The sequence below is a fragment of the Victivallis sp. Marseille-Q1083 genome (assembly GCF_903645315.1).
Lineage (GTDB): Bacteria > Verrucomicrobiota > Lentisphaeria > Victivallales > Victivallaceae > UMGS1518.
This window is the reverse complement of the sequence record NZ_CAHJXL010000002.1, coordinates 409,496-435,838: the sequence shown is the minus strand read 5'-3', so window position 1 is coordinate 435,838 and position 26,343 is coordinate 409,496. Positions and strand designations below refer to the sequence as shown.

24 protein-coding genes are annotated in these 26,343 nt (G+C 46.1%); 7 read left to right on the top strand and 17 right to left on the bottom strand.

Translation table 11 applies throughout. The features are described 5' to 3' along the window. The first annotated feature begins 4 nt into the window (after window positions 1-4). The 3 genes from purU (at window position 5) to HWX74_RS17855 (ending at window position 3,490) form a co-directional block, all read left to right on the top strand. Window positions 5-859 carry a formyltetrahydrofolate deformylase gene (gene purU, locus HWX74_RS17865; protein WP_176014929.1) on the top strand — a complete coding sequence of 285 codons (855 nt, stop codon included), beginning with the start codon at window positions 5-7 and terminating at the stop codon, window positions 857-859. A gap of 19 nt (window positions 860-878) precedes the next feature. Continuing rightward, window positions 879-2,027, top strand: coding sequence for a metallophosphoesterase (locus tag HWX74_RS17860; RefSeq protein ID WP_176014928.1), 1,149 nt, complete (start codon window positions 879-881; stop codon window positions 2,025-2,027). 140 nt (window positions 2,028-2,167) lie between these two features. Beyond that, window positions 2,168-3,490, top strand: coding sequence for an IS1380 family transposase (locus tag HWX74_RS17855; RefSeq protein ID WP_176014927.1), 1,323 nt, complete (start codon window positions 2,168-2,170; stop codon window positions 3,488-3,490). A 153-nt stretch (window positions 3,491-3,643) separates the two neighbouring features. Here the strand turns inward: HWX74_RS17855 and HWX74_RS20575 are convergent, their stop codons facing one another. The 5 genes from HWX74_RS20575 to HWX74_RS17830 form a co-directional block, all read right to left on the bottom strand. After that, a complete protein-coding gene (locus HWX74_RS20575) occupies window positions 3,644-3,925 on the bottom strand; it encodes an RHS repeat-associated core domain-containing protein (protein ID WP_176014926.1) in 282 nt (93 codons plus the stop codon). 384 nt (window positions 3,926-4,309) lie between these two features. Continuing rightward, complete coding sequence (locus tag HWX74_RS17845; RefSeq protein WP_176014925.1) at window positions 4,310-4,726, bottom strand: hypothetical protein; 417 nt, start codon at window positions 4,724-4,726, stop codon at window positions 4,310-4,312. Between the two features lie 302 nt (window positions 4,727-5,028). Beyond that, window positions 5,029-5,625: a hypothetical protein gene (locus tag HWX74_RS17840; protein ID WP_176014924.1), complete on the bottom strand. Its 597-nt coding sequence runs from the start codon at window positions 5,623-5,625 to the stop codon at window positions 5,029-5,031. Beyond that, on the bottom strand, window positions 5,598-8,573 hold the full coding sequence (locus HWX74_RS20570) for an RHS repeat domain-containing protein (protein WP_176014923.1): 2,976 nt from the start codon (window positions 8,571-8,573) through the stop codon (window positions 5,598-5,600). Before HWX74_RS20570 ends, HWX74_RS17840 begins: the two co-directional genes overlap by 28 nt. 93 nt (window positions 8,574-8,666) lie before the next feature. After that, on the bottom strand, window positions 8,667-9,116 hold the full coding sequence (locus HWX74_RS17830; RefSeq protein WP_176014922.1) for a hypothetical protein: 450 nt from the start codon (window positions 9,114-9,116) through the stop codon (window positions 8,667-8,669). Window positions 9,117-9,558: 442 nt separating this feature from the next. Between HWX74_RS17830 and HWX74_RS17825 the strand changes: the two genes are divergently transcribed. After that, window positions 9,559-10,839 carry a transposase gene (locus HWX74_RS17825; RefSeq protein WP_176012237.1) on the top strand — a complete coding sequence of 427 codons (1,281 nt, stop codon included), beginning with the start codon at window positions 9,559-9,561 and terminating at the stop codon, window positions 10,837-10,839. Between the two features lie 183 nt (window positions 10,840-11,022). Here the strand turns inward: HWX74_RS17825 and HWX74_RS17820 are convergent, their stop codons facing one another. The 3 genes from HWX74_RS17820 to HWX74_RS17810 form a co-directional block, all read right to left on the bottom strand. Beyond that, window positions 11,023-12,414 (bottom strand): RHS repeat domain-containing protein, encoded by a 1,392-nt coding sequence (locus HWX74_RS17820; protein ID WP_176014921.1) that lies wholly within the window; start codon window positions 12,412-12,414, stop codon window positions 11,023-11,025. A 113-nt stretch (window positions 12,415-12,527) separates the two neighbouring features. Then, complete coding sequence (locus HWX74_RS17815; RefSeq protein WP_176014920.1) at window positions 12,528-12,926, bottom strand: hypothetical protein; 399 nt, start codon at window positions 12,924-12,926, stop codon at window positions 12,528-12,530. Next, window positions 12,926-13,504 (bottom strand): hypothetical protein, encoded by a 579-nt coding sequence (locus tag HWX74_RS17810; protein WP_176014919.1) that lies wholly within the window; start codon window positions 13,502-13,504, stop codon window positions 12,926-12,928. The genes HWX74_RS17815 and HWX74_RS17810 overlap by 1 nt, the downstream gene beginning before the upstream one ends. 99 nt (window positions 13,505-13,603) lie before the next feature. Between HWX74_RS17810 and HWX74_RS17805 the strand changes: the two genes are divergently transcribed. Then, window positions 13,604-14,758 carry an IS4 family transposase gene (locus HWX74_RS17805; protein ID WP_176014186.1) on the top strand — a complete coding sequence of 385 codons (1,155 nt, stop codon included), beginning with the start codon at window positions 13,604-13,606 and terminating at the stop codon, window positions 14,756-14,758. Window positions 14,759-14,807: 49 nt separating this feature from the next. On the opposite strand, the gene HWX74_RS17800 is transcribed toward HWX74_RS17805, so the two are convergent. Next, window positions 14,808-15,989, bottom strand: a complete 1,182-nt coding sequence (locus HWX74_RS17800; RefSeq protein ID WP_176013549.1) for an IS4 family transposase — start codon at window positions 15,987-15,989, stop codon at window positions 14,808-14,810. Window positions 15,990-16,778: 789 nt separating this feature from the next. Between HWX74_RS17800 and HWX74_RS17795 the strand changes: the two genes are divergently transcribed. Next, window positions 16,779-17,090, top strand: coding sequence for a helix-turn-helix domain-containing protein (locus HWX74_RS17795; protein ID WP_176014918.1), 312 nt, complete (start codon window positions 16,779-16,781; stop codon window positions 17,088-17,090). A gap of 309 nt (window positions 17,091-17,399) precedes the next feature. Here the strand turns inward: HWX74_RS17795 and HWX74_RS17790 are convergent, their stop codons facing one another. From HWX74_RS17790 to HWX74_RS17755, 8 genes are all read right to left on the bottom strand, one after another. Continuing rightward, window positions 17,400-17,876 (bottom strand): hypothetical protein, encoded by a 477-nt coding sequence (locus HWX74_RS17790; protein ID WP_176014917.1) that lies wholly within the window; start codon window positions 17,874-17,876, stop codon window positions 17,400-17,402. Between the two features lie 46 nt (window positions 17,877-17,922). Continuing rightward, window positions 17,923-18,876 (bottom strand): RHS repeat domain-containing protein, encoded by a 954-nt coding sequence (locus HWX74_RS17785; RefSeq protein ID WP_176014916.1) that lies wholly within the window; start codon window positions 18,874-18,876, stop codon window positions 17,923-17,925. Further along, window positions 18,773-19,249: a hypothetical protein gene (locus tag HWX74_RS17780; protein ID WP_176014915.1), complete on the bottom strand. Its 477-nt coding sequence runs from the start codon at window positions 19,247-19,249 to the stop codon at window positions 18,773-18,775. The genes HWX74_RS17785 and HWX74_RS17780 overlap by 104 nt, the downstream gene beginning before the upstream one ends. 48 nt (window positions 19,250-19,297) lie before the next feature. Next, window positions 19,298-21,022 (bottom strand): RHS repeat domain-containing protein, encoded by a 1,725-nt coding sequence (locus HWX74_RS20565; RefSeq protein WP_176014914.1) that lies wholly within the window; start codon window positions 21,020-21,022, stop codon window positions 19,298-19,300. Window positions 21,023-21,025: 3 nt separating this feature from the next. After that, entirely contained in the window at window positions 21,026-21,325 is a 300-nt protein-coding gene (locus HWX74_RS17770; protein ID WP_303048126.1) for a transposase, read from the bottom strand. 454 nt (window positions 21,326-21,779) lie between these two features. Continuing rightward, window positions 21,780-22,160, bottom strand: a complete 381-nt coding sequence (locus HWX74_RS17765; RefSeq protein ID WP_176014913.1) for a hypothetical protein — start codon at window positions 22,158-22,160, stop codon at window positions 21,780-21,782. A gap of 683 nt (window positions 22,161-22,843) precedes the next feature. Beyond that, window positions 22,844-24,157, bottom strand: coding sequence for a replication-associated recombination protein A (locus HWX74_RS17760; RefSeq protein WP_176014912.1), 1,314 nt, complete (start codon window positions 24,155-24,157; stop codon window positions 22,844-22,846). 53 nt (window positions 24,158-24,210) lie between these two features. Then, on the bottom strand, window positions 24,211-25,506 hold the full coding sequence (locus HWX74_RS17755; protein WP_176014911.1) for a S41 family peptidase: 1,296 nt from the start codon (window positions 25,504-25,506) through the stop codon (window positions 24,211-24,213). Window positions 25,507-25,611: 105 nt separating this feature from the next. Here HWX74_RS17755 and HWX74_RS17750 point away from each other — a divergent pair, with 105 nt between their 5' ends. After that, window positions 25,612-26,331 carry a Bax inhibitor-1/YccA family protein gene (locus HWX74_RS17750; protein ID WP_176014910.1) on the top strand — a complete coding sequence of 240 codons (720 nt, stop codon included), beginning with the start codon at window positions 25,612-25,614 and terminating at the stop codon, window positions 26,329-26,331. Window positions 26,332-26,343: the final 12 nt, after the last annotated feature.

Sequence of the window (26,343 nt, the reverse complement as noted above, 5' to 3'; positions counted from 1 at the left end):
GCGGATGAAACAGGCAGTTTTTTTGATACAATGTCAGGACCAAAAGGGTTTGGTGACGAAAATCACCGGTTTTTTTTACGCACTGGGACTGAATATCCTGCATTGCCAGCAGTACACCGACGCCCAGGAGGACCGTTATTTCATGCGGGTCAAAATCGACCTGCGCGACATGGCGATCACCCGTAAACGGCTCGAAGCGGATTTTGCCGTGCTGGCGGCGGAGCTGGCGTTGAGCTATGAAGTGCATTACACCGAACCGATCCGCCGGATGGCGATTCTGGTTTCCAAGACCTCGCATTGTCTTTACGATCTGCTGGTCCATACCCGGGAGGGCGATCTGCCGTGCGAAATTCCGCTGATCGTCAGCAACCACCCGGAGCTGGAATACGTCGCCGATCAATTCCGGGTGCCGTTCTACTGCCTGCCGGTGGAGCCGGGCCGCAAGGCGGAACAGGAGAAAAGACTGATCGATATGCTCGACCATCACCGCATCGACCTGGTGGTGATGGCGCGTTACATGCAGATCCTGAGCGATGATTTCATCGCGCATTATCCGGGACAGATCATCAATATCCATCACGCCTTCCTGCCGGCCTTCCAGGGCGCCAATCCCTATCAGCGCGCCTGGGAGCGCGGCGTCAAGATGATCGGCGCCACGGCGCATTACGCCACGGCGGAACTGGACGAGGGCCCGATCATCGAGCAGGATGTCGAGCGGATCAGCCATGAGGACGATCCGGCCGATATGAAACGGCTCGGCAAGGAGATTGAGCGGCGGGTGTTGACCCGGGCGGTCAAAGCCCATCTCGAGCACCGGATCATCACCTCCGGCCGGCGGACGATCATCTTCGCCGGCTGAACCGGGAGGAATCACTCCGATGACCTGGCGGCGGACAGCCCGGTGGGGATTGCTCTTCTTTCTGGCGCTGGCGTGCCGGCTGGCCGACGGGGCGCCTTTCCGTTTCGTCGTGGTCGGCGACAACCAGCAGGCGATCAGCGATCCGCTGGAAGGCGTGCCGGAACGCGGCGCTCTGCCGGCGGCCATGGCGGCGCTCAAGCCGGACTTCGCATTGCACACCGGCGACCTGATGTATCTGGGATTCGCGCCGGATTCCTATCGGAAATTTGTCGAATATTACCGCCCGCTGCTGGCAACCGTCCCCTTTTTTCCGACGATGGGCAACCATGACGCGGTCGGTTCGCTGCAATACAAACGCTTCCTGGAAGAACAGCTCTTCACCCGCAATCCGGCGGTATTCGGCAGCGGTTACGCCGAAAAATTCCAGGTCGCCTATGAGACGGATCCGACGGAATATCCATCCTCGCCGAAAGATCCGGCGGCGGCGGAATGCCGCGACCGGGTGCCGAGCGGCTTTTCCTGCCGCACCTTTTACTCGTTCCGCTACGAAAACGCCCTGTTTCTTTCGTTTGAACAGGGCTATCGCGACTGGACCAACACCCCGCTCCGCTGGGTCGAGGAGACGCTGCAAGCAGCGCGGGCCGATGCTTCGATCGATGCCATTTTCGTCTATCTGCACCATCCGCTTTACGCGACGGCGATGGCGGAAAACCCGCCCGACCCGAATAAGCCGGAGCGCGGCCAATGCCTGAAACCGGTGCGGGACGCCTACGAAGCGCTGTTCCGAAAATACGGCGTCACGATGGTTTTCTCCGGCCATATCCATCAATACGAACATCTCTGGGTGCCGGATGATCGCCGTTTTACCCGCGCCGAGGCTCCGGAACGGCGCTATGCGGCCGGCGACGGCATTCATTATCTGATCACCGGCGGCGGCGGCGGAACGCTCTGCCGCGCCGGCGAACGGCCAAACGAGCCGAGTTACCGGTACCGGCAGGCTGCGCTGCGGGAATATCATTTTCTCCTGGTAACGGTTGATGAATCGGCAATCACCGTCAAGGCTTTCCAAGTCAGGGGAAGCGCCCGAAAATACCGCATTTACCGGCGGGACAAGTTTGTCATCGAGCCGGCGGCCGTTCCGGCCGCCGGCCAGCCTGAAGTGCGGTAAAATCGCTCCGCGGCAGCATTTTGGGAAAAACCCGGTCTAGCCTGAATATTGCGTAAATTTTCAAAAACAAAGAGGCAGATTCTCGACTAATATATTATATTGTAATATTTTACGTGACAATATAACGCCGAGGTCTGCCAATGACAAAATGTAACGTTTCGATTCCGTTCTTTCAAGGTCCGAAAAGCAGAAAAATTGAATTCAATTTCGCCGGTGGAGATATCAGCAGTGACGGCGGGTTGCTTTTTGTGAAAGAATTCGACCGCAAACTCGGTTTGACCCGGCGCGCCGGTAACCTGCTGGATTCTTTTGATATTCGACAGCCCGGAAAAGTTGAACATTCCTATCTGAGCATGCTTCGTCAACGAGTTTTTGGTTTGGTTGCCGGCCATGAAGATCTCAATGACCATCATGAATTGCGAACTGATCCGCTGATTCAAACTGTTGTCGGTCGTGATCGTCAACTCGCCACTCCAAGCACTTTATGTCGATTCGAAAATGGAATCGATCGTCGTGCTTGCGTAGATTTGAGCCGATTGTTTGTCGAATTCTTTATCGAAAGTTTTTCCACGCCGCCGCGAGAATTGATTCTTGATTTCGATGCTACCGATGACCTCGCTTACGGGATGCAGGAAAATCGCTTTTTTCATGGCTATTATGACCACTATTGCTTTTTGCCGTTGTATGTTTTCTGCGGGGATCAATTGCTTGTGGCTTATTTGCGTCCATCAAAAATTGATGCGGCCAAGCATGCTTGGGCGATTCTCTCGCTACTGGTAAAGCGCTTTCGGCAGAAATGGCCGAAGGTTAAGATTATTTTCCGGGGAGACAGTGGCTTTTGTCGGCAGAAAATGCTGAACTGGTGTGATAAAAATGAGGTCAAATATATTGTCGGATTGGCGAAAAATCCACGTTTGCTGGAATTATCAAAAGATCTTCAAGTGAAAGCGGAAGCACTTTACAACGAAACACATGAAAAAGCAAAACTGTTTACTCAGTTCGAATATGCGGCAGGAACTTGGAAATACCCGCGCCGGGTGATTGCCAAAGCGGAATTCAACTCCCCCGGACCGAATAATCGTTTTATCGTCACCAATCTTGATGATGATGGACAATATCTTTATGAAAAAGTCTATTGCGCCCGAGGTGAGATGGAAAACAGGATCAAGGAACAGCAGCTGGATCTTTTCGCTGATCGGACGAGCTGCCATGACTTTGCGGCAAATCAATTCCGGCTTCTGCTTTCAAGTTTGGCTTATATTCTCATGGAACGGTTTCGGGCATTGTTGTTGACAGGAACTCAATTTGCCGAGGCTACCTGCGGCAGCATTCGCTTATACCTGGTGAAAATCGGTGCCATTATTCGGCGGAATACCAGAAAAATTTATGTTGCTCTTTCAAGTGCTTGTCCAAATCAGGAACTCCTCCGCTTGATCGCTGCGAAAATCATCGCTTGGGAATAAAACCTTGGAGAGCTGTCACCGGCTCGCCGAACAACAACGGGGGAAAGGGGGAATATGCTCAATTTGCAAAAAAACGACAATATCCGACTCTGAAAATAAAAACTTCCGAATCTTCTGAACATTTCTCGACGATTCGAAAGTTTCATGCAACATTCAGGCTAGGACATCATATGCCTTAATTCCATTATTTCCGACGAACCCATACAGATTCACGCCACCGTTTTCTTCGATCGGATCGCGGCTGATCCATCTTCCATGTTGCGGATCGTAATAACGATAACCGTAGTAGTAGAGGCCGTTACCGTCCATCGACTTCGTGCTGAACCGGTAGATGAAGTTGTCAGCCTCCGCGCCACTCGATGACACCGTGCGGCCGAAGGCGTCGTAGACATATTCCGCCACCGAGGCCTTGGTCGACGCATTCAGGTAGCTCATGATGTTGCCGTTGCCGTCATAGACCGGCAGATAAGTCTGCCCACCGCGCTTTTCCGCCAGCAGCCCGCCGACCCCGCCGGCGCCTTGCAGGCTGCCGGAGAGGTCTTCGCCCCACAGATACCCCTTCTAGAAAGTCGGCGCCGCCGTCGTGATGTCGTAGACTCCCACCACATTCCAGCTGTCGTAGACGTAAGCGACCTCTGACTGCGTCTGCCGGTCGCTCCCGATTTCAGGATCACCTTCTGCCTGATCCGACAGTTCAGATAGTCATAGATATTCTCATATTCGCACAAGGTTCTATCAGCATTTAATGGCAGAACAAAAATACAACAGATTTACGCTCGATTTTCCTTGTGCGATGCAAGTTACTATCTTCCAATTAAATTATTTTTTCATCTTTTCTTCATAAGCTTTTATGCGTTTTCTTAGCGGTTCATTGAGATGATCCCAGCTATCCGGGTACATTCCTCTCAGAATATCAATCGGAGTTTTCGCATTAAAAACAATCCTTCCCCGCACCGTTGCATCAGGATCTTTGGATAGTTTTAAGAATAAATCCCTCGTTAATTTACGTTTCGATGCAACCTCAAAACGAACATTTTCATCTTCATCATCAGCTAATAACTCCAAAATTTCAATTGGCACTGTTTTGTTGATAACAACCCATTGTTTCATCTCTGGAAAATTTTTTACTAGTTCCATACCTATCTCTAAAGGCAATTCGTCTTCCGCCGAACGGACATATTCCTCCGGAATTTCACTTTCTCTTAACCGAATAAATTCTTCCGCAGACTCAATCATCGGTTGACTCCTTTTAAATTTTTCAGTAAAATATATTGACCAACAGGACCTTTATGTTTATCTCTCAAAATATCTTCCATATTCATCTGCATCATGGAGCCTCTTCAATTTATTACCTTCTTCCTTAAAAACCTTAAATTTACTGCCACCATGACCGGTTAGATCCTCTGTTCACTCTAAACGTCGTTATAAGTAGGAATCTCACTTTAAATATAAGAGAATTAGTATTTTTGACATTGAATAAATACAATACAGAACAATTTTACATATCATTTTTAAATATATATAAATTTAAATGACTATCATGCATCAGGAATAAAAATAGGAATCGTGTAATATTTTTCCCTCCATTCAGTTTTTCCTTCGCAACCGTATTCACATTTTATAGAAATCGTTCCTGCCTCAAAATTCCATGTTTCAAGACTCCAATGTCTATCATACATCCATCGCTCAGGCGAGGCATAAACCAGCTCAACCATGGAATTCTCATTATCTGTAATATGATAAACATATAAATCTGTAACATGACCATCATTACAGTCTAACAATACAAACCATCTATTTTGTTCAGACCATTCAATGTTTGCCCATCTTTCGGTCCGCAATAAAAAAACTTCTTTGGTCTGGCCCAGTTTTCCAAAGGAAATTATTTCACCTTGCTCCTTTAACTCTTCTACCCTACAATAATAATCACCATTCGGCGAAAATATTTTCCAAGTTTTATCCACCTTGTCATCATCTTGCAAAACTTTTGCAATCTCTCTGTTTCCATTTTTACGTGAAATATTAGGCACATCATTATTTTTTGTCAAAAAGAAAATAAATGCAACTAAAATCACTAAAAAAACAACTATTTCCAATAATACTACTATTATTTGCCTGGGTTTCTTTTTTTCCATCTCTCAGTCGCCTTTCGCTTATCGTATTCTGCCTTTTCTTTTTGCCCTTCTTTATATTTTTTCATATTATCCGGCTCTGGAGGCGGGTCATTCTCACTCCATTTCGAAGGGCAAGAGCAATCTTCTCCAATTTCTAAGATAACAATATCCCATTCTGGATCTCTACCATCGGGTTTTTTTGTCCAAAGATCAAGCCACTCATCTGGATCTACTCCTTTAGGTAAAGCATACCTTTCATTATTTGTTAAACCTCCTTCGCTACTCTTAGGAGAACGTGGCATCGCCCATCCTTTACCTGTATCACGTACAACTCTCCGATCATTATTTTTTCTACCTCTACGAATATGGAAAATTGTTCCAGTCGGATATGGTTGGTTAACCGGATGATCATTGCCAAGAAAATCTGGATTTCTTTTATTAGAATTTTCAGGTGGTGGTGTGTATCGCTGATTAGCAACAGCCGCACTAAATTCATCCAATGGCGGCTCGGGAGTTTGTCCTGGCGCAACTTTCTTTTGTCCATTGTAAAAGGTGATAAGCATCCAACGATAACATTTTTTCAGACCATAAATATCATACTCATCAACGCCATTATTTCCGACAAATCCGTACAGATTCACGCCGCCATTTTCCTCGATCGGATCGCGGCTGATCCATCTTCCGTGCTGCGGATCGTAATAACGGTAACCATAGTAGTAGAGGCCACTGCCGTCCAGCGGCTTCGTGCTGAACCGGTAGGTGAAGTTGTCGGCCTCCGCGCCGCTCGAAGATATGGTACGGCCGAAGGCGTCGTAGATGTACTCCGCCACCGAAGCCTTGGTCGACGCGTTCAGGCAGCTCATGATATTGCCGTTGCCGTCATAGACCGGCAGGTAGGTCTGTCCACCGCGCCTTTCCGCCAGCAGCCCGCCGACCCCGCCGGCACCCTGTAGGTTGCCGGAGAGGTCTTCACCCCACAGATACCCCTTCTGAAAAGTCGGCGTCGCCGTCGTGATGTCGTAGACGCCCACCACATTCCAGCCGTCGTAGACGTAAGCGACCTCCGACTGCGTCTGGCCGGTCGCGCCCGATTTCAGAATCACCTTCTGCCTGATCCGACGGCTTAAATAGTCGTAAGTATATTCATAACGATAAGTCCCGACATCCGCCGTTTTCAGACGGTTCTCGGCATCGTAGGTATATTGCGTCGTATAGCTGCCGGTCAGGTTGCCGTCCGCATCGTGCACCTGCGCGTAAGTGGTGCCATTCGGCTCGGTGATCAGCGAATACTGATTCACCGCGTTCGCCGTATAGCTCCACTGGGAATCACTGCCGGTCGTTCCCTGGAAGGCGGACTGACGGTTGCCGATCTGGTCGAAACTGTAATCGAACGACTGCCCGGCGATCCCTCCGGAAGCATTCTTGCGCACCGCGTTGATCACCTGTCCATAGTTGTCATATGCGTAATCCCAGTAACTGCCGTCCGCCAGCGTCGTCTTGATCCGCTGGTCCTTGATGTTCAAGGTATAACCGTAGTTCTTCGTCAATGATCCCGCCGTCGTGCTGACGCCGGTCAGCCGGTGAGCGCTGTTGAAGCTCCGGGTTGCCGTCGATACCGTCTGGTTGTTCGACGCCGTCGCCAGCCGCAGCGTCGACAGCTGCCCGGCCGCGTTGTGGGTGTAGTGCGCCGTATAACCGCCGTCCGAAATCGTCGCATAGCGGCCATCCGTACCATAGGTATAGTTCGCCTGCTGGTGCGTCGTACTGCCGGTCTTCAACATTTGGCCGGTGCGGCGGCCGTAGGCATCGTAAGTATAATTCAGCGTCGTATCGGCCAGATACGGCACCGTCTCGGCGGTCAGCAGATTCTTCGTGTTGTCATAAGTATAAGTCCGGGTTCCGGCTCCATCGGTCACCGTCACCGGGCGGCTCAGGAAATCGTAGGTGATCGACACGTCCGGCGTCGCATCGCTGTAGTCGATGCCGGTCTGCCGCCCGCCGTTGTCATACGAATAAGTCGTCGTCACCCCACGCGCCCAGGTCCGTTTCAATGGCTGGTTGTCCGCCGTATAGGTATAGGAAACCTTACGGCTGTCCGCGTAGATTTTCTCCTTCACCCGCTGCCGGGTGTCGTAGTTCCAGCTCGTCACCTGCGGCGTCGTGTTGGTACGCCAGGTCTTCAGCGTCGCCATGCCGCCGAAGTTGTTGTAGGTGAATTCCTGGGTGTATGTTTCCGCGCCGGACACCTTTTTCAACTCTCCGGTCAAATGAAATTCATAGTTGACGATCCGGTTCCCGGGCAGCAGATAATTATACAGCCGGTTCAGATTGTCGTAAGCCATACTGACCGACTGCCCGTTCACCGTCCGCGACAGCACGTTGCCGTTCGCGTCATAGCTGTTGTTGGCCAGCGTATTCACCACCGTCGCGCCGCGCTTTTCAGTCACCGTACTCAACCGGTCGAACTGATCGTAAGTGTAAGTCGTCACATTGCCGGCGGTGCCGTCACTGTTGAACAACTCCTCTTTCGTAACCAGCCCGTTCTCCTGCGTCGTCACCTTCTTAACTCCAACCGCATCGGTTTCGGTCAGCCGAACCTCTCCGTCGCCCAGATATTCGGTCCGCGAAAAAGCAGTCTTGCCGAATTCCGTCACCCAACTGCACAGACCGTCCAACGTTTGTTCCGTTTTCCGGACCTCAACCGAATTGGCTCCACTCGACGTCGTCACCGTCATCACCTGTACAGTAACAGACTGCCCATCCAGGGTTTTAGTTCCGAAGCTATAGGTATAAGTCGTCGCGATATCGCCGGTCGACTGCGTCCCGTCACGATCCATATCCACTATTTCGGAAATCAACTGGCCGCGAACGTTATAAGTATACAGCGTCATTACCCCGCCCGGCGTCACCGGCTTGATCAACTGCCCTTTGGTATTGTAGTAATTCATCGCGTTTGAAGACTTTTTCATGACCGACTATTTTAGACACAGTCATTATTACCAAAGCTCTCGCTATCTCTTTTTAAGATATTGTTAGAATATTAAAAAAGAATTATTATAAACTCAATATATCTTTTCAAAGTTATTTTTAGCTTGCGCTTTCTCATTGTAAATATCCCTAATTTCCTGAGCTATCTTTGAGTTTTTATCTAATTCCCAAGCAAAAAGACCATGTTCGCCTATAGGAAATAAAAAAATTCGTCCATTATACCAGCCTACAGAACAATCATTTCTATTATTCATTATAATTCGGCCAATTTGTTTTACCGCATCATATAATCGCTTATTAGAACTTCCCTTTATTTTGCTCCGTAGTTCATCATCTACAACCTTTACCTCCCGTAATAAATCCATACTATTTTCACCTGATTTCAATGATATGAATTCACCATTTGCCAAAGGACTATAGCTTTCTATATCGGCCTTTCTAGGCGGAATGCGCCAAAGTAAAAGCAACAGGAGTATAAAAATAACAGATCCAATCATAATAAAATTTTTAGTACGATAATGCATCACATCTCCGTTTTTCTACTGATTGCATTCAGGAGTAAATCTTTTAACTCTAAAAGACCTATTAAAGGGATCATAATCATTCCGGTCATAAAATCCCAACATCTTGCTTCCCATCCTCCAAAGAGCCCTTGCCTTTACCCCAGAAGGTGAAACCAACCCTTGATACATCGTCACATCAACATCCAACTGGTCAGCTATATATTGTCCCAACAAATCTCCGGCTTCTCCTCCACCTGAAAAACATGATCTGAATTCAACATGACCGTCTTCACAAAATACCTCCTTTAATTGAAACAAAAAATCGTGCATTCTGCGAAATACATTAAATTATTTATTTTTAACTATTTACAATGCATTGAAATTTGAAAAATCCTCCAACTGAAATTATATTGTAATCTTCTAGCAATCAAAATCATAACTCCAGAAGGAGGAATAAAAACCAATGCAACTATCTTTATTCTGCGATTATCGCGGGTACGCCAACTCCAAATACGAGAGCCTGTTTCTTGCGCTGGAAGAATCTCATACTAGTGTCGCTAAGAAGAAAGGTCCTGGTCGTATCGGCTATGGAGATTTGGCTTACCTCAAAGCATACGTTTACAAGCACGCGGAGGAAATCAAAAGCATTCCGGAGCTCTTGCGCAATCTGCAACGGAATCCGGTGATCTGCGAAATGATCGGTTTCCAGTATGATTCGCTGCCGGACTCGTCCCGTTTTTATACATTCCTGAGCAAGACAAAAAACTCCGAAATCCAGGCGATTCATCATGCGGCGGTTCAGTCGCTGATCGGCGGCGGCGTGGTTTCGCTTGACGTCCTGATCGTCGATTCCAAACCGGTCATGGCCAATACCAAGCACAACAATCCCAAAAATCCGAGTCGCTCATTGGATAAAGAGGATAAAATCCCCCGCAATCCCAAAGCGACTCTCGGCTATTATTCTTACTTGAAACAGCCATTCGGCACGGGCAAGCAATTCAGCTTTTTCTGGGGCTTCCGGACGCACGTATTGGTCTCCGAAGAAGGCGTTCCGCTGGTCGAAATCACCAAGCCGAACAACATCTCCGACGAACAGATTGCGCACTCGCTCTTACGCAAACTCAAACGGGTCTACGGACAGAAGAAAGGCCGAGTTTTTATCGCCGATTCCGCCTATGACCACCGCCAATTCTACGACTTTATCAAGGACGAAATCAAAGGCCAAGCATGCATCCCAATCAATCCGCGCAACCAGCAAGCGGCCAAACTTCTCGGCGAAAAAGGCTGTCCCATCTGTCCCGGCGGACTCGAAATGAAATATTCATGCATCACCAAGAGCGAAGGCCGCACCCGCAAGAAATTCCGCTGTCCGATCATCGCCGGAACGCGCCCGGAAAAAGCCGAATTACCTGGCCAATGCCCTTGCAATCATCAACGATTCTGTACCGGCAGCCGCTATGGCTGTACCGCTTACATCGACGTTACCGATGATGCACGCGCCCAGGTCCCGCGCCAAAGCGCATGGTACAAAGAGACTTATACCAAACGTACCGGCGTCGAACGCTATTTCTCGCGCCTCGGCTCGCGCGAGGTCGAACAGACCACGCATTTCAATTACCGAGCCATCCGCAACCAGATGAGCATTGCACATCTGACGCTCGCGCTCACCGCCGTCGCCGCCGCATTCATTCTCGAACAGCCGGACAAAATCCGCTGTTACAAATCGTTTGCTGACGCCGCATAGCTTCGCGATAATCTCAAATTTTTCAATCAACCCCGGCGAATTCACATCCGCCTTAATTCTTCACGCCTTTTTTCAGCGATTTTTTACCCAATTCTGCACCAACTCGTACTGTTTGCTTGTTTTCAAAGCTTTTGCCGGTGGCTCAAACTGCTTCCTGTTCACTTTTCCTCTATTTCGCAGAACTCATTGAAACAAAAAATCCTGAAGCGCAACAAAATCATCCTGCAGTCCTAACTGCCTTCCTCCGTATGTTAACTTACCGTCGGATTCACCATGCGCTAAAATAATCAATGAATCAATACAACGGCATTCATCCAATTCAACATATTCTTTCAATTGTGTTAAAAGATCTTCATATGTCATGAAGCGTATTTTATGCCTAACCAAAGTCATGGCTGCTTCGGTACTAATAGGATCATAACCATCATCTTTTAATGAATATGCCAATACTTGCAGTTTTAATAAAGGAGCTTTCATTTCGACCCCCTTTATATTTCCATCTATCTCAGCCGTACTAAAACCAAGGAAAACTTCATTTTGTTGAGCTGGGTTCAAACCCAAACCAACCGGTTCCCCATATAGACGATCACTTGTGCCAGTCCAAATACTCATTCCTAAAAAATCAAAGTAATTCACGCCATTATTCTGGATAAATCCATACAGATTCACGCCTCCCTCTTCTTCCAGCGGATCACGACTGATCCAGCGGCCATGCTGCGGATCGTAGTAACGGTAACCATAGTAGTAGAGCCCATTGCCGTCCACCGGCTTCGTGCTGAACCGGTAGGTGAAGTTGTCGGCTTCCGCTCCGCTCGACGATACCGTGCGGCCGAAGGCGTCGTAGACGTACTCCGCCACCGAAGCCTTAGTCGAGGCGTTCAGGTAGCTCACGATATTGCCGTTGCCGTCATACACCGGCAGATAGGTCTGGCCGCCGCGCGTCTCCGCCAGCAGTCCGCCGACGCCGCCGGCACCTTGCAGACTGCCGGAGAGGTCTTCGCCCCACAGATAGCCAGTCTGGAAGCTGGGCGTTGCCGTGGTATTGTCATAGACTCCAACCACATTCCAGCCGTCGTAGACGTAAGCGACCTCCGACTGCGTCTGGCCGGTCGCTCCCGATTTCAGGATCACCTTCTGCTTGATCCGTCGGCCCTGATAGTCGTAAGTATATTCATAACGATAAGTCCCGACATCCGCCGTTTTCAGACGGTTCTCGGCATCGTAGGTATACTGCGTCGTATAGCTCCCAGTCAGGTTGCCGTCCGCATCGTGCACCTGCGCGTAAGTGGTGCCATTCGGCTCGGTGATCAGCGAATACTGATTTACCGCGTTCACCGTATAGCTCCACTGGGAATCACTGACGGTCGTCCCCTGGAAGGCGGACAGACGGTTGCCGACCTGGTCGAAGCTGTAATTGAACGACTGCCCGGCGATCCCTCCGGAAGCATTCTTGCGCACCGCGTTGATCACCTGTCCATAGTTGTCATACGCGTAATCCCAGTAACTGCCGTCCGCCAGCGTCGTCTTGATCCGCTGGTCCTTGATGTTCAATGTATAACCGTAGTTCTTCGTCAATGATCCCGCCGTCTTGTTAGCCTTCTGGGTACATTTAGTTCTATATAAAGTCCAAAATTATAACCTATTCTATTATAAAATCAATAACAATAATTTCTTATTAGAAATATATTTTAAAAAGAAAATTTTCTGTTATATTTATGCTCATGCTCTTTTATGTATTTTTTTATTCTATCAAATAATTCAGTATTATCAATACAATAAACATTTTTAATATTTAAGTAAATTTTTTTATTTAAAATATATACTTTTGCTATTTTTCCATCAATTTTATATATTCCGACCCAATATTCTTTGGATAAATCCATAGTTTCCACACGATATGCCTTTATAGGCGGGGAAATTTCTATAGCTGTATTATCAGCCAGTATTATGTTTCCAGAAATTTCAATCTCTTGAGGTAAATAATAAAAACCTCTTGTTACTATTTCTGGAAGACAAAATAACAAAATTAATATTTCTATTGCAATAATAACTAAGACCCATATAGAATATCTAGTTATTTTCTTCATTATTTTTTCTCCATAAGAAAAGTATCAAATTGTTGCTCTGGCAAAAAACGCCTAATACGATGTGGGTATAGAGGGTTATAATCTTCATTTTTATATAAAGGTTTTGCCCCAAATCCAGTTGCACCTAATATATTAGATTGACCTTGATGCAAAATGACTCCTGCGTTCAAATAATTTGCTAATTGTTGCCCCAAAAGACTTCCTGCATTACCATCACCAACATAACAAAGTCTCCATTCCACAACTGCATTACAGCTACACAACATCCCCTTCAATGAGTCAAGAAATCCTTTGACTTGAAGGTCTTGTACCGGAGAATTATTCACAAGAAGCTCCATCTGAAAAGAACCAATCGTATCATTTTTCCCCAACACAAGTGTATTGCTAACTCCATGGCCAATAATAGTCAACCGTTCAAAACAATTTCCAACATTGCCAGTTTCATCAAAAGTTCCAAGTTTCAGCTTCAATTCTTCAATCATCTTATCAAAACCATTGGCATAGACTTCTCCTAATGAAAATACAGAAGCAGAAAAGCCTTCCCAATCTAATATGGGATTCCCATCTGCATCATCCATCACGCCTGTCCTAACAAACTTTTGAAAGGGTGAAAAAAGTGGAGCCAACTTGTCCGTAATAGTATATTACGGTTGCCTAAACCACAAGGAGGCTCCGTAATGAAGAATACATCAGTCAGTCTTTTTCGTCAAGTGTTGGATTTGATACCGAAGCGAGAATTTGAAGAAATAGTCATGAAACACAATGGAGACAAGCGAAAACAGTCCTTTGACAGTTGGGCACATTTTGTGTCGATGATCTTCTGCCAGTTGGCGCAGGCCAATAGTCTGCGAGAGATTTGCGGAGGTTTGAAAACCTGTGGAGGTAAATTGAATCATCTTGGAGTGGAATCCGCTCCAACCAAATCCAACTTGTCGTACGCCAATGCCCATCGCTCTCCGAAAATGTTCGGCGATATTTTCCATATGCTTCTGGGACACTGCCATGCAATTGCGCCACGGCATGAGTTTTCGTTTCCCAAGAAACTTTACAGTCTCGACGCAACGCTGATTGAGCTTTGCGTTAAAGTTTTTCCATGGGCAACCTATCGGCAAACCAAAGGGGCAATCAAGCTCAATATGCTGTTGGATCACGATGGTCATCTTCCCGTGTTCGTTGATTTCACCAATGGAGATGTTCATGAGGTAAACAGCGCCAGACGAATGGAACTCCCGCGTGACAGCATGGTGGTTTGTGATCGCGGATACGTTGATTTTTCCATGCTGTATAAATGGAATCTCTCCGGTGTGGATTTTGTCACGCGCCTCAAGACCAATACGACCTACGACATCCCGGAATACGATGTCAAGCAATATCCCGGAACCGTTTTGAGCGATGAAGTCATTTTTCTGCGTGGTTCGCAAGACAAATATCCGGAACGTCTCCGCAAAGTGGTCGTCTGCGATGTGGAAAACCATCGGACATTGACCTTGCTAACCAACAATTTTGAGCTGGACGCACAAACGATCGGCGACATCTATAAGGCTCGCTGGCAAATCGAAAGCTTTTTCAAGATGCTCAAGCAGAACTTCAAGATCAAAACGTTTATCGGCACCAGCGAAAATGCGGTTCGGATTCAAGTTTGGACAGCGCTTATCGCTATTTTGCTGACCAAGTACCTGAAGTTTTTGTCGAAAGCGCAATGGCATTTTTCAACCCTGGTCACTTTCCTGAAATGGAATCTATTTGTTTACCGCGACTTGCGCCAATGGCTGGATCAACCATTTACCAAACCACCGGAGCCGGAATCATTTCAACCAGAGTTCGCTTTTTAGGACAGCAGATTTACAACAAAGGGGGGCTCACTGCTGTCCGGTAAAAAATTCAGCATAGAAACTCGTTGAAAAGTTCGAGTTGTTCGGGAGCATTCCAATCCGGCGGCTTCGTAATGGTTTTGCGGTTCAGAGCGAGGACTTCGAGCAGGGAAAGATTCTGCATAAGCGTCTCGCGGATTCGGTTCGTTAATTCCGAGAGGCTGAGCTTGAATCCATGCAGGAATTTGATGTATGCGACCAAAAGATAATGGATAAGCGCGACATAGATTTGCGTCATGACGGCGTTTTCACTGGTTCCAAGAAAGCTCTTGATTTTGAGATTTTGCTTGATCCATTTGAAGAAGATTTCGATCTGCCAACGCTGTTTATAAATTCCGGCAATGCTCGCTGCCGCCAGTTTGAAGTTGTTGGTAATGAAGCGGTATGTTTTTCCGGTCGATTCATCCAGGAACTCAATCAGCCTCAGTTCTCCGGGATATTTTCTTGCTGATTGATATCCGGTAAACCACACGGCTTCATCCCGCAAAACCCCACGTTTTTCATTTGCCTCCCGATGCTGTCCGAGAAACTCAATTTTTGCATTGTCTTTCAGTCTCGTGACAAAATAAGCCTCGCTGTCCGCAATGTGTTGAAACCAGTTCAGATCATAGTATCCTTTGTCAAAGGTGTAGATGCTGTCCGGAACGATGATAATGTTCTCTCGTGCCGCTCGAATATCTGCTATTTTCCCGTTGCTCAGCATCACAAAGCAGGGCAGATTTCCGGATAGATCAAGCTCGGTATGAAGTTTGATAGCACCCTTGTTTTTACGATAATGCGCCCAATCGTAAAGATTTAGGCACAGATCAATCGTCGTGCTGTCAATCGCGTACAGCGGATTGTGGAATCGGAACTTGTGCGAGGGCGCACATTTCAAAGCCCGGTCAAGAATTTCCTCAAACAACGCCTTGAATATCTCCGGATCACGTCGATTCATCGCTTCGGACAAGGTCGATTTTGGAACAACCTCCATGCCGAGGTGATACAGCCGATCATGGTTTGCAAGAAGACCGTTTTCAATTTCTCGCAAGGAGTCTTTGCCCGTAATTTGCGCGTAAAGGCACGTCAAAAACTGCCGCCATGCGGTAAAATGTTTGCAATAGCGGTCGCCGGATAAGTTTTCTACGGATTTCTCAAAACGATGTCTCGGTATGAAATTGAAAAGCTGCTGAAAGATGCTACTGTAATGCATTGTCGGGACTTTCTTGTTCAATATTATGGGTTTGAGCTCTTCTAATATAGAACAAGTCCCGATTTTAACAATCAAGTCCGGAAACTTTTACCGGACAGTAGTGAGGGGGGCTACTTTTGAGAATTGGTGTGAAATAGATGAAAATGAGGGGGCGTAATCAGAAAATTACGCCATTTTGAAAATTGTTAGGACAGGTGTGGTCTGAAGGCATGTTTTGACAGGTTTGAGCAGGTTGGGGCGCAAAAATGAAAAACCAGTCGCAAGTATTTTACCGCAACTGGTTTCCGATCTCAAAATTGGTGGAGCTGAGGGGATTCGAACCCCTGGCCTATACGATGCGAACGTATAGTTCTAATTTATTTTATCTCGACAAAAACTATAGATAAGTCAATATTAATAATGATGTTATGAAAATTGTGATTTGACTTTTTTTTGATCGAAAAATGAAAAATGTAGGGAAAATACGGGACTTTTTTTTTAAAATAAAATTTTTTATTCACGTTTTTGCATATTTTGATATTTTAAATTAAAAAATCCAAAACATATGATTACGTCGTCTTGGGAAAGCGATTTATGCTATTTATTTGAATCGATCAAAAAATCAAAAATAACCATTTTTTATTATGATGTCGAAAAACCTCCAATTTCCCTCATGGTTACAAATGGAAACTCAAATTCATTCACTTTGGAATTAAACTTTGTAAATGCCGCCATTTTGCTTGGTTGCATTTCGTTTGAATCAGGTTATACTGTATCTGCAAAACAACCAGGAAAGGAGCCACTGTTTATATGAAAAAACATATTCCCGATGATCTGGTCAATGTAATAGATACCTTGATTTCGCCCTATGGGTATACTTTGCATGAATTGCTTTCTCCTTGCCAGGCAAAGGAAAGCAGTTTTGATCCGAAACCTTATTTGACGGAGAAAGAGGCCGAGTTCTTTTCGGAATGTTCACGAACCACATTGTATCGAGCTGCGAAAAAGGGTGAAATAGATGTCAGGAAACTTACTCCGGCCCGTTCTGGAAAAGTTTTGATCAATAAAGAAAGCCTTATGCATTGGCTTGATGGAAAAAAGAGTACGGGAATGCCTTCATAGATTCACATGGTTATTCATGGTAAGTGTTATTATCCTCCCTTTAATAATACGAGTTGAATTAAGAGAGCGCCAGAAAGAAATCATATTGATGGCATTTGAATTCGTATCGAAATTGCTTCGTATATAAAACAGATTATTAGCCAAGCAGTACCACGATTCTCAACGAGCACATGGTCAAGTATGGCAAGCCGGCTCAAAACAGTTTGACGCGATGATAGAGGAGTCAGAGTTGCGGGAAGTACAGACTAGCACTATTAGTTATATCTCATTAAATGCTATGTTAAAAGTCAGATTAAAAACAATTTTGTTTTATGTAAATTCATAATTCCAAAAAATATAAAAGTATTTTTTCCAGTATTGAAAATCTGCTTTATATGCAGTCTCCAATCTTTCAATAAATTTATCAATTTCATTTTTATCTTTTTCTACATGCATATATAAAATTAAGAAAATCCGAGACCAACTCGTAAATAGACTTTCTTCAATAAATAAATATTTTCCCATGCTTTTAAAACAATAATTTGGTATAAAATTATCTGGCATAATAGCTAATTCTATTTTTGATTTTTTGATTTTTTCTATTTCATTAACAAAAAATTTACTATTTTCGAAACTATACTCTAAAGCCTCAAGAACTGGTTGTAATTTTTTAATAGCATTATTATATTCAGTTTCTGGATAATATATAAAAGTAACTTTTAAAAAGCTATATTTACTCTGTTTGAATCTCATGATTTTGATAGAAATTAAAAAGAATATATTTTTTAAATGATACTTAATTTTCATAATACTTCCTTCAACATCAATCAATTATATTGAATTTAAAATGTAATTATGCCGTATAAGGAGGATTACCATGACAAGGATTATTTCTTCTCTCTTGTTCTTGTATATTATAAATTTGCATTTGAAACCACCAATGCGGAATAGGAATAAAGAAAATATCTATAGTTCCAGGAGAAATCGGTGGTTTTTTAGGAGGATTCGGATCTGTTGGCTTTGGAGTCGGATCAGGATCAGGATCAGGATCAGGTCCTGAAGAACCCGAAGGAGGATTAGCTGGTTCAATTGTTTGTTCATAAGCAGGTCTAGGAGGTGGTTGCTCAGGACCGATTTCCATACCGACAAATTGTGCACAACTCTTAAACATCAGCAAAAAGTAAAATAAATACTTATTTAAATGAGCTTCTTGTGTTGAACAAGAAGTATTTTCACTATTACCTTCACCTCCAGTTTCTTGCTCTGCAATTTGTGGCAGAAGATCAATCGTTGTTGGAAGAAATCCTTCTCCGAAATTTTGTAATCCAAGTTTATCTATATGATTGATAGTTTTATTACTTATATATGCGTATAAATTAAGACCTCCTTGTTTATGGATAGGATCTCGTGACAACCAACGCCCCAGTTTCGGATCATATTCCCGGAAATTATAATAAATCAAACCGGTCTCCCGGTCAGTATATTCACTACTCCATGTGAAAACATTAGTATTTGCATAAGCTCCGGAAGATTTCACTAGTTGCCCAAAAGGACTGTATTCATAATGCGCGACTATTGTGCCTGCAGAGTCCGTCAGATCAGTCACATTTTTATTGGCGTCAGTCTGATAGAAGTAAGTTTTATTGGCAGCGGCATCGAAAACCGTCAACGGAGCAGCATCAAGCATAACCGGTGATTTTGTTTTATGTAAATTCATAATGCCAAAAAGTATAAAAGTATTTTTTCCAGTCTTGAAAATCTGCTTTATATGCAGTTTCCAATCTTTCAATGAATTTATCAATTTCATTTTTATCTTTTTCTACATGAATAAATAAAATTAAGAAAATCCGAGACCAACTCGTAAATAGATTTTCTTCCATAAATAAATATTTACCCATTTTTTTACAAGAATGACCCGGTATAAAATTATCAGGCATAATAATTAATTCAATTTTTGATTTTTTGATTTTTTCTATTTCATTAACAAAAAATTTACTATTTTCGAAATTATACTCTAAAGCCTCAAGAACTGGTTTTAACTTTTTAATGGCATTATTATATTCATCTCCTGGCAAAAACATAAAAGCAATTTTTAAAAAACTGTAATTACGCTGATTGAATCTCACGATTTTGATAATAATGAATAAAAACAAACATCTCAATTTATATCTAATATTCATAATATTACCTTAAATTTCATATCAACTACCCTGAACCAGATAAAGTAATTATATCGTATAAGGCGGATTACCATGACAAGGATTATTTCTTCTCTCTTGTTCTTTTATATTATCAATTTGCATTTGAAACCACCAATACGGAATAGGAATAATGAAAATATCTATAGTTCCAGGAGAAATCGGTGGTTCTTTAGGAGGATTCGGATCTGTTGGTTTTGGAGTCGGATCAGGATCCGGTCCTGAAGACCCTGATGGTGGATCAGGATTAACGATAATGTTATACTCATAAGGAGACTTTGGTGCAGGTGGTTCTGGGCCTTTTTCCATATTGATAATTTGTACGCATCCTCTAGCTATTAGTATAAAATAATAAACAAATCTGTTCAGACTTGCTTCTTGTGCTGAACAAGAAGTATTTTCACTATTACCTTCACCTCCAGTTTCTTGCTCTGCAATTTGTGGCAGAAGATCAATCGTTGTTGGAAGAAATCCTTCTCCGAAATTTTGTAATCCAAGTTTATCTATATGATTGATAGTTTTATTACTTATATATGCGTATAAATTAAGATCTCCTTGTTCATGGATAGGATCTCGTGACAACCAACGCCCCAGTTTCGGATCATATTCCCGGAAATTATAATAAATCAAACCGGTTTCTTTACCCGAATACTCGCTGCTCCAGGTAAAGACATTAGTATTTGCATAAGCTCCGGAAGATTTCACCAGTTGTCCAAAGGGACTGTATTCATAATGCGCGACTATCGCACCAGCAGAGTCCGTCAGATCAGTCACGTTTTTATTGGCGTCGGTATGATAGAAGTAGGTTTTATTGGCTGTTGCATCGAAAACCGTCAACGGAGTATCAAGCATTACCGGCTGCCAGACATAACATCGCAAGACAGCATTATTGCTCAAACCATTGAGTTCTTCGATCAGCTTATAGCCATCATAGACGAATCGAATGTGGGCTGTTAAGGTGCTACCATTATAAACTTTCTTTTCAATGCGGCGGCCCATATAATCGTAAGCGAACTCTAATTTTGCCGTTCCTTTTTCAGCTTTGATCAGCCGGTTTTCGGCATTCCAGGTTTGCGTCCAGCCGTCGCGAGTCAGCATGTTGCCGTCAATGTCATAAGTCGGATTCTGAACCGTACCTGCTTGATTCAACGCTGAATATTGATTGAGATTGTTGGCGGTATAGGTCCAGTTGGTTCCGGCCAGGCCGGCGGTCTTGCGGTTGCCGATCGGATCGTAGGTATAGTTGTAACCGTAGGAAGCATTGTTGTTTGACGAGGCGCCGGTCAGTTCGGAATAACTGTTGTAAGTATAACTCAAAACATCAGCAGCGGTGAAGGCGCTACCGCTGCGGTTCATGCCGGTACGGCGTCCGAGTGCGCCGTTGGCAGGCCGGAATGTGCTGATGGCGCCGTTGGCAACCTTGGTCAACAGATCCCTGGCAGTTTCGTAGGTGTAGTTGGTCGAAACATTATTCGGCCGGGTCATGGAAGCGATCAGGTCGCTGTCGGCAAGAAAGGTATAATTGAAAACGCCGGCCGCGGTGGTCACTTTATTCAAGCGACTGTACCGGTCGTAACCGTAGGTATACAGATTGACCGTTCCGATGTTCAATCCACTGTAACTTCCCTTTAAGCCGCTGGTGGTATAAACGCGATTCAGCTCTTTCGTATAAATACCACTGATTGACTCTTTTTGCAAGGCGACTTGCGCATTATAGGTAAATGTTCTGGTCCTGGCGGCATCGACAACCGTCAATGGTTATTCAAGCTGATTGTAGGTATAGGTGATATCCGGCGTGATTTGCACTGCCGCAGGAAACGAAGCGGTGTTCTTTGCATATCTGGTTGCAATTCCGCGCCAACGTTTTAAGATCATAAATGCATTCTCGATAAAATATCGTAACTTGTATAACTCTTTATCATATTCACGTTGAACCCTGAGATTCTTCCTTGGCGGAATAACTGCTTTTTCTGTTTTCTCAACAATTGCGTCCGAATCATAACCTCGGTCCGCCAATTTTTGCAGTCCCCCTTTTTTGACGTTTGCATAATATAGCACACATCTATTGACGACATAACCTAGTCAACTGGTTCTTCGCAGTTTCATAGATATAAGTTTATGGAATAAATAAAAAATAAATTTTATCTATAAAATATATATTAAAAATCGAAATTATTGTTCATTATTTTTTCTCCATATAGCAATGTAAAATACTATTTCAGTCCAGCCCAATATTGCAAATATTAATATGATACCACCCATCCAAAATTCATTTAATGTTAACGAATGAATACCTAAAATGCTCAACAATAAAGAACGAGAAAAAAGATATAAAAGAATAAACTTATTATGAGTTATTATAATGACGATAAGTAAAACTACAAGAATTAAAAAGAATAAATCTACATTCATGGTCATTAACTTTGTTTGTTTTTATTATGACATTTATTATTTTTTTATTCTGTAAACTACGTACTTTTTTCTGACTACAGCAATTTCATTAATTAGTCGGTTATGCCAAGCCCGATGCAAAAAGGAAAAACCTTATTTTGCCTTCATAATCGTGCCATCGACAGCAAAGGTCGCATATCGCCATTTCCACTTCATGGCCAATGAGTTTCATCATTTGTTCCAACGCGGATTTCAGCGTATGCCCATCGTATTGCGGCTCATGAACCGAATAAAGTTTCTTTTGGTCGCTTTTCTTGAGGAAGCCTTTGCGCAAACGGTTTAAAGCTAGCATCAAACCTCTTCTCCGCGCCGCTTTCCGACAGCTTTTTACCCCAACGCGACATGGTTGACTGATCTGCCGGATACTTGTGCTCAAAATAAACGACACCGGTAATGTATTGAAAATAAGTATCTCAAAGTCATTCATCCAGAATTGATTCATCACTCATTCCGCTGGCATAACGGTTTGAAAAGATGGCTTCGTACTGTATCGCAATTACTGCTTTTCGTCACCATTTTGCAAGAGTTCTTTCTCAATAAATCCCTTCCCTTTCAAGAATATAACACGAAATCATAAATATTTCTATTGATTAAAATCATTTAAATACTTTTTCATGATCGACTAGATGATACTTGCATTAATTGCTGCTTGAATTATACTATAACAATGAATGATTTTGATTACCAGAGAATCACGGGCAGCAGAACACTGGATGCGGAAATAAAAACCGACTTGGTATTGATAGCTCAATAGGCCATTGCCGGTAATCGATGGAAATCTTTTTACTTTAAAGGATCGCATCATGATAAAGCAGGATATTGTAAGCCGAGCTAATCCATACACATTATTGCATCGAGGCTTGGGAGGCAACCAACGCCGGAAGTTATGCTTCCGGCGACAGGTTTGTCACCCGGCGCGGCCGGAAATGCGGCCACGGGTCGGCTTGGCAAAGCCGGCGGAATCAAGGACCAGCGCCTGACTCACAGTCAGAAAACTCCTCGTCAGATACGAGAAAACGTACGTGGCATACCGGGGCTTGCTCTATCTGGCGGCCGCTATGAGCATCATGAATAAAATCATAAGGATTTATCCGGTATTATAACCATTTATTAGTTGATAAGTTCTTATTTTGACGGAGCGGCATTCCTGCGCCGCCGCAACTCTTCCCAATAAGCCAGCCGCTTGCGGATTTCCCGCTCGAAACCGCGTTCCGGCGGATCGTAGAACTTCTGCCGCGGCATGCCGTCCGGGAAATAGTTCTGGCCGGAAAACCCTTCGGCGGTATCGTGATCGTATTGATAATCCTTGCCGTAGCCGAGCTTTTTCATCAGCTTCGTCGGTGCGTTGAGAATATGTTTTGGCGGCGGCAGCGAACCGAACTGTCCGGCCGCCTCCTGCGCCGCCAGCCAGGCTTTATAGCTGCTGTTGGATTTCGGCGCACTGCCCAGAAAGACGACCAGTTCGGCAATCGCCAGTTCCCCTTCCGGCGAACCAAGCCGCTCATAAGCATCCCAGGCCGCCAGCGCCAGCGGCAGCGCCTGCGGATCGGCCAAACTGACATCCTCCATCGCAAAACGGGTCAGGCGGCGCAACAAATACAGCGGATCTTCTCCGCCGGCCAGCATCCGGGCCGCCCAGTAAAGCGCCGCATCGCTGTCCGAACCACGCAACGACTTGTGCAGAGCGCTGATCAAATTATAATGCCCTTCGCGGTCCTTGTCGTAGACCGGCGCCCGCTGCTGAACGATCTTCAACAACCCGGCGGAATCAAGCGTGACGCCCTCCCCGGCCAAATCCCAGACCGATTCCATCAGATTGATCAAATAACGGCCGTCACCATCGGCCAGCTCCAGCAGCGTATTGCGCGCTTCCGGCGTCAACGGCAGCGGCCGCTTCAGCAACTGTTCGCCGCGCCGGAGGATCTGCTCCAGCGCCGGAATGTCAAGCGCGTTCATGACGAAAACCTTACAGCGGCTCAGCAGCGCGCTGTTCAGTTCGAAAGAGGGATTTTCGGTGGTGGCGCCAACCAGAATAACGGTCCCATTTTCCACATACGGCAGAAAGCCATCCTGCTGCGCCCGGTTGAAACGGTGAATTTCATCGACGAACAGCAGCGTCCCTTCGCCGAATTCCCGACGGCGCGCCGCTTCTTCAAACGCCTTGCGCAGTTCGGCAATCCCGGAAAATACCGCCGACAAAGCGACAAAATGCAATGACGTGCAATTGGCCATGATCCGGGCCAGCGTCGTCTTGCCGCACCCCGGCGGCCCCCATAAAATAAAACTGCTCAAACGACCGGAAGCGATCATCCGCCGCAACGGCGCATCCGCCCCCAGCAGATGCTCCTGGCCGACGATATCGTCGAGCACGGTCGGCCGCAGCCGGTCGGCCAACGGCCGGGCAGCGCTGTCTTCAAATAAACTGCCCTGCGTCGGCATGGCGTCCACTGCTCCCTGATTTTGACGTTTTCACCACTCCAAGCCCCAAACCGTCAACGGTCGGAATTGGCGCCGGTCTCTTTTTCCAGATAGAAAAGCGCTTCCTGCAACTGCGTATCGTTCCATTCGGAACCATCTTCGAGCGTCATCCGCAATCCCGCCGGTTCCCGCAACAGCTTGAGCGGCAACTCCTCTTCCTCCGGCAGTTCCACCTCCAGATCCGGTTCGATGCCGACGCCGTGAATCAAATTGCGGCTCGGCGTATAATATTTGGCGATCGTAAAACGGATCGCCCCGGCATTGTTCAACTGGTGGACCCGCTGCACGGACCCCTTGCCGAAGGTTTTCTCTCCGATCAAAGCAGCCCGCCGGTGATCCTTCAAGCAGCCGGAAACGATCTCCGCCGCGCTGGCGCTGTGCCCGTTGACCAGAATCGCCAGCGGCAGATTCAGATATTTCACCGTCGAATCGCCGGCATAGAACACTTCACGATCACTTTCCCGCCGCCCCTCGATAAACAGCAGCAATTCACTGGCGCCGAGAAAACGGTCGCAGACCGCCAGCGCCGCATCCAGAAGGCCGCCCGGATTGTTGCGCAAATCCAGCACCAGCGCATGCATGCTTTTCTGGTTGAGCTGCTTCAGCGCCCGGTCCAGCTCTGCCGGCGTATTGCTGGTAAAACTCTCGATCCGGATATAACCGTAGCCGCCCGGCAGCATTTCTATACCGTTGGAAGGCACCGAATTGCGCGCAAAGGCGCAACGCGTCACCGTCACCTCATGCAATTCATCCTCCTCCTCGCGGTAGACCTTCAACTGCACTTCGCTGTCGACCGGGCCGCTGAGACGCCGCATGCACTCTTCCAGCGTGGCATCCAAGGTGGAAAAACCGTCCACTTCCACCAGCCAGTCGCCGGCCTGAATGCCGGCCTGGGCGGCAGAAGAATTCGGAATGACCGCCATCACCTTGACCGCTTCGTAATCGTTCTTGCGGACCATAACGCCAAGACCGACCTGCTGGCCGTTCAAATCATCGGAATTGCGCCGGTGTTCTTCCGGCGTGTCATAAGCACTGTAGGGATCGAGTTCCCGCAGCATGCCGCGCAAAGCTCCGGCGATCAAACGTTCGTAGGTCACTTTATTTTCATCGACATAATTGTCGCGCAAAATCTCCATGACATTGGTCAGCAGCATGATTTGCGGATAAGGATCTTCCTTCTGGAAAGCGGTTTCCGCCACCGCGGCCGCCGGTTCGGCCCGCAGCAGGTTGGCGGCCGTCAACAGCAAACTCAACAAAAACACCCGTCCCGCCGACGGCATCGGACGGAGAAAAGAACCAAAAGTCGTCATTCTCATAGCTTTACTTTATTGTTTTATCGGTTTATATTAGAATATATATCGCAGTTTCGAATAATGCTAATAAAATAAAACGCAAAAAATGAGGAGGAAAACGAAATGTTGAACAATTCTTACGAACGAAATCCGGACCGGTACGGCAGCTATGCCGCCACCTCGCCGCAGATCTCTTTTCTCAACCAGGTTTACGGCTGGATGTGCCTCGGCCTGCTGCTGACCGCCGGGATTTCCGGCTGGATGGCGGCAACGCCGGGACTGGTGGAAAAATTGATGATGCAGCGCGGACTGTTCTGGGGCTTGCTGATCGGGGAACTGCTGCTGGTCATCTGGCTGTCAGCCGGAATCGGCCGGATGTCGTCCACCACGGCGACCGTGGCGTTTCTCGGTTATGCGGCGTTGAACGGCGTCGTGTTGTCCGGCATCTTTCTGGTCTATACCCAGGCCTCGCTATTTTCCACTTTTCTGGCGACGGCAGCCACCTTCGGCGGCATGAGTTTCTACGGCTATACGACCAAGCGCGACCTGTCCAGCATCGGCAGTTTGTGCATCATGGCTTTGTGGGGCGTAATCATCGGATCGATCATTAATCTATTCTGGGCCAACAACATGCTGTATTGGCTGGTCACCTATCTCGGCATCGCCGTTTTCGTCGGGCTGACCGCCTATGATACTCAGAAAATCCGCGAACTGGCGATGAATATTTCCGACTCGGACAGCAGTCTGGTCCGGAAACTGGCGATCCTCGGGGCTTTGAGGCTCTATCTGGATTTCATCAACCTCTTCCTGCTGCTGCTGCGCATTTTCGGCAACCGGCGGTAAAGGACGGCAAAA